Origin of the sequence: Methylobacterium sp. WL116 (genome assembly GCF_008039455.1) — a bacterium.
Taxonomy (GTDB): Bacteria; Pseudomonadota; Alphaproteobacteria; order Rhizobiales; family Beijerinckiaceae; genus Methylobacterium.
The window spans coordinates 1-2,864 of record NZ_VRUV01000553.1; the positions used below are offsets into that span (position 1 = coordinate 1).

Annotated in this window: 4 protein-coding genes; 2 read left to right on the plus strand and 2 right to left on the minus strand. The window is 72.6% G+C overall.

Annotated features, from left to right (window positions below):
* A partial coding sequence (locus FV223_RS24360) for an amidase family protein (RefSeq protein WP_246689788.1) occupies positions 1-473 on the plus strand: 473 nt, incomplete at its 5' end.
* A 15-nt stretch (positions 474-488) separates the two neighbouring features.
* Here the strand turns inward: FV223_RS24360 and FV223_RS24365 are convergent.
* On the minus strand, positions 489-1,655 hold the full coding sequence (locus tag FV223_RS24365; protein ID WP_147729386.1) for an AI-2E family transporter: 1,167 nt from the start codon (positions 1,653-1,655) through the stop codon (positions 489-491).
* A gap of 58 nt (positions 1,656-1,713) precedes the next feature.
* Positions 1,714-2,217, minus strand: a complete 504-nt coding sequence (locus FV223_RS24370; protein WP_147729387.1) for a molybdenum cofactor biosynthesis protein MoaE — start codon at positions 2,215-2,217, stop codon at positions 1,714-1,716.
* A gap of 142 nt (positions 2,218-2,359) precedes the next feature.
* Here FV223_RS24370 and FV223_RS24375 point away from each other — a divergent pair.
* Positions 2,360-2,864: gamma carbonic anhydrase family protein (locus FV223_RS24375; RefSeq protein WP_147729388.1), on the plus strand; the 505-nt coding region annotated here is incomplete at its 3' end.

Genomic DNA, 2,864 nt, shown 5'->3' on the forward strand with positions numbered 1-2,864 from the left:
GCGCGCTGGTGCGCGACTTCGCGCTGCCGGCGGAGTTCGCCGCGGCGTTCGAGAGCCACGGGACGGTCCAGGATTTCGAGGCGCGCCAGGCGCTGGCCTGGGAATACGCCCACCATCGCGACGCCCTGAGCCCGCGGCTCGGTCCGCAGCTCGACGCCGCGCAGGGGCTCGACGCGGCCGCCTACGACGACGCCCGCCGCAAGGCGCACCGGGCGCGGCGCCTGCTGAAGACGCTGTTCTCGGATTTCGACGCGATCCTGACCTATTCGGCCCCCGGCTTCGCGCCGCGGACGCTGGCCTCGACGGGCGACGCCCGCTTCAACCGCCTGTGGACGCTGATGGGCGTGCCCTGCGTGAACGTGCCGGTGCCGGGGGACGGACTGCCTGTCGGCGTGCAGGTGATCGCCCGGTTCGGCGACGACGGGCGGGCCCTCGCCGTCGCCGCGATGATCGAGGGCGCCCTGAAAGGGTAGGGCGTCCACAGCGCGTCAGACCGTGGCGTCCTCGCCGAGCGTGTCCTCGACGTAGAGCTGCTCCAGCAGCACCTTGATCACCGCCATCATCGGCAGGGCCAGCGCGATGCCCCACAGGCCGAAGATCACGCCGAGCACGAGCTGCCCGGCGAAGATCGTCGCCGGCGGGATGTCGAGGGCGCGCTTCTGGATGAACGGCGTCAGCCCGTAGCTCTCCAGGCACTGCACCAGCAGGTAGACGCCGAGCGCGCCGAGCAGCGCGTTCACCCCCGAGGCGAGGCTCGCCAGCAGGATGATCACGCCGGCGACGAGCGGACCCACCGTCGGCACGAAGGCCAGCAGGCCGGCCTGGAGCCCGAGAATCAGCGAGCCGCCGATGCCGAGGAAGGCGAGGCCGCCCCAGATGCACAGGAAGATCACCGTCATCGTGATGAGCTGGCCGAACAGCCAATGCCGCAGGGTCTCGCCGGCCCCGTCGAGCACCTTCGACCAGCGATCGCGTTTCCTGGGCGGGATGAAGCGCAGCACCCCGTCGCGGTAGCTCGCCGGATCGGCGGCGAAGGACAGGCCGAGGAAGACGATCACCAGCACGTTGCCGAGCGCGCTGAACAGCCCGATGATCACCGCCGCCGCCGGGCCCAGAACGTTGCCTGCATCCGACAGGAGCGAGCCCGGGCTCTTGATCGCGCTCGAGGCGAGGCCGCCGAGGCCTTCCGGCTTCTTGGCGTCGTCCTTGGGCGCGGGCTTCTCGTCCTTGCCCTTGCCGTCAGGGCCGCCGACGGAGTCGAGGATCGGCAGGTCGATGCCGTAGGACGACAGCCACGACGTGACCGTGCCCGCCTGGCTCTTGATCGTCTGGCCGAGGTCGCGCCCCTGCTGCACCACGGTCGCGCCGCCGAAGCCGATCAGGCCGATGGCCGCCGCCGCGACCGCGAGGCTGGCGATCGTCAGCCGCAGGCCGCGGGGCAGGGGGAGGACGTGGCCGAGGCCACGGGTTAGCCCGTCGAGGAAGACGCCGAGGAGCACCCCGGCGAAGACCAGGAACAGCGTCGCCACCGACATCCAGGCCAGCGCCAGCAGCGCCACGAACGACACCACGGCGATGCCGGATGCGGCGAGCGGCAGCGTCCCTCGCCAGGGGCCGACGGGCCCGGCGAACGCTTCGGTCTTGGGTTCGGCCATGTCGTCCTTCGAAACTGGTGCGGCGTCGGCGCTCACGAGCGCCCCCGCGCCGCCCGGGTCAACCCTCGGGCGCCGCCTCTGCACCGAGGATCGCGGCCCAGCGCGCGGCGGCCGCGTCGTCCGCCTCCGCCGCCTCGACCCAACCGCCGGTGGTCCCGTCGACGAGATGCTCGCGCTTCCAGAACGGGGCGCGCGTCTTGAGGTAGTCCATCAGGAAGCTCGCCGCCTCGAAGGCCGCGACGCGGTGGCTCGATGCGGTCAGCACCAGCACGATGCCCGCGCCCGGCGCGACGCGGCCGTAGCGATGGATCACCCGGACCGCCTGGAGCGGCCAGCGCGCTTCGGCTGCCGCCGCCACGCGCCCGATTTCGGCTTCGGCCATGCCGGGATAATGCTCGAGCTCCAGCGCCGTCAGCCGGCCGCCCTCGTTGCGGCACAGGCCGGTGAAGGTGACGACCGCGCCGGCGCGACCGGCGAGCTGCGCGTTCAGCGCGTCGATCTCGGCGGCGACGTCGAAGGGCTCGGCCTGGATGCTGACGGAGGGCAGGGAAGCAGCGGGCATCGGTCTCTCATCGCGGCGACGCGGTTGACGGCGGCGTGACGACGAAACACGCTTGCGCCTGACTCGGCCACCGCCTGCGCCTATATGGCATATCGGCCCGCTCTCCGCGGGGGGCGGCCGATCCGCGCCGAAGGACGAAGACGTGACGCCTGAACTGATCCTGCCCTACGATGGCGTCCTGCCGGAATTCGCGAGCCGCCCCGTCTGGTGCGGGCGCGGCAGCACGGCGATCGGCGCCGTCCGCCTCGGCAGCCAGGCCTGGATCGGCGACGACGGCGTGATCCGCGCCGACGGGCAGCCGGTGACGCTCGGCGACCGGTTCTGGCTCGGCCACCGCTCCACCGTCCACATCGCGACCTTCACCCACGGCACCCGCGTCGGCGACCGGGTCACGGTCGGGCGCAACAGCGTGGTTCATGCCTGCACGGTCGGGTCCGACGTGGTGATCGAGGACGACGTGGTGATCCTCGACGGGGCGAGCGTCGGCGACGGCGTCGTGATCGAGGCCGGCGCGACGGTGTTTCCGCGCGCCCAGCTCGCCGGCGGCTTCGTCTACGCCGGCAGCCCGGCCAAGCCGCAGCGCCCGATCGATCGGGCCGAGATCGACGAGCGCGCCGAGCGCCTGCGCGAGGCCGCGGGCGATCCGG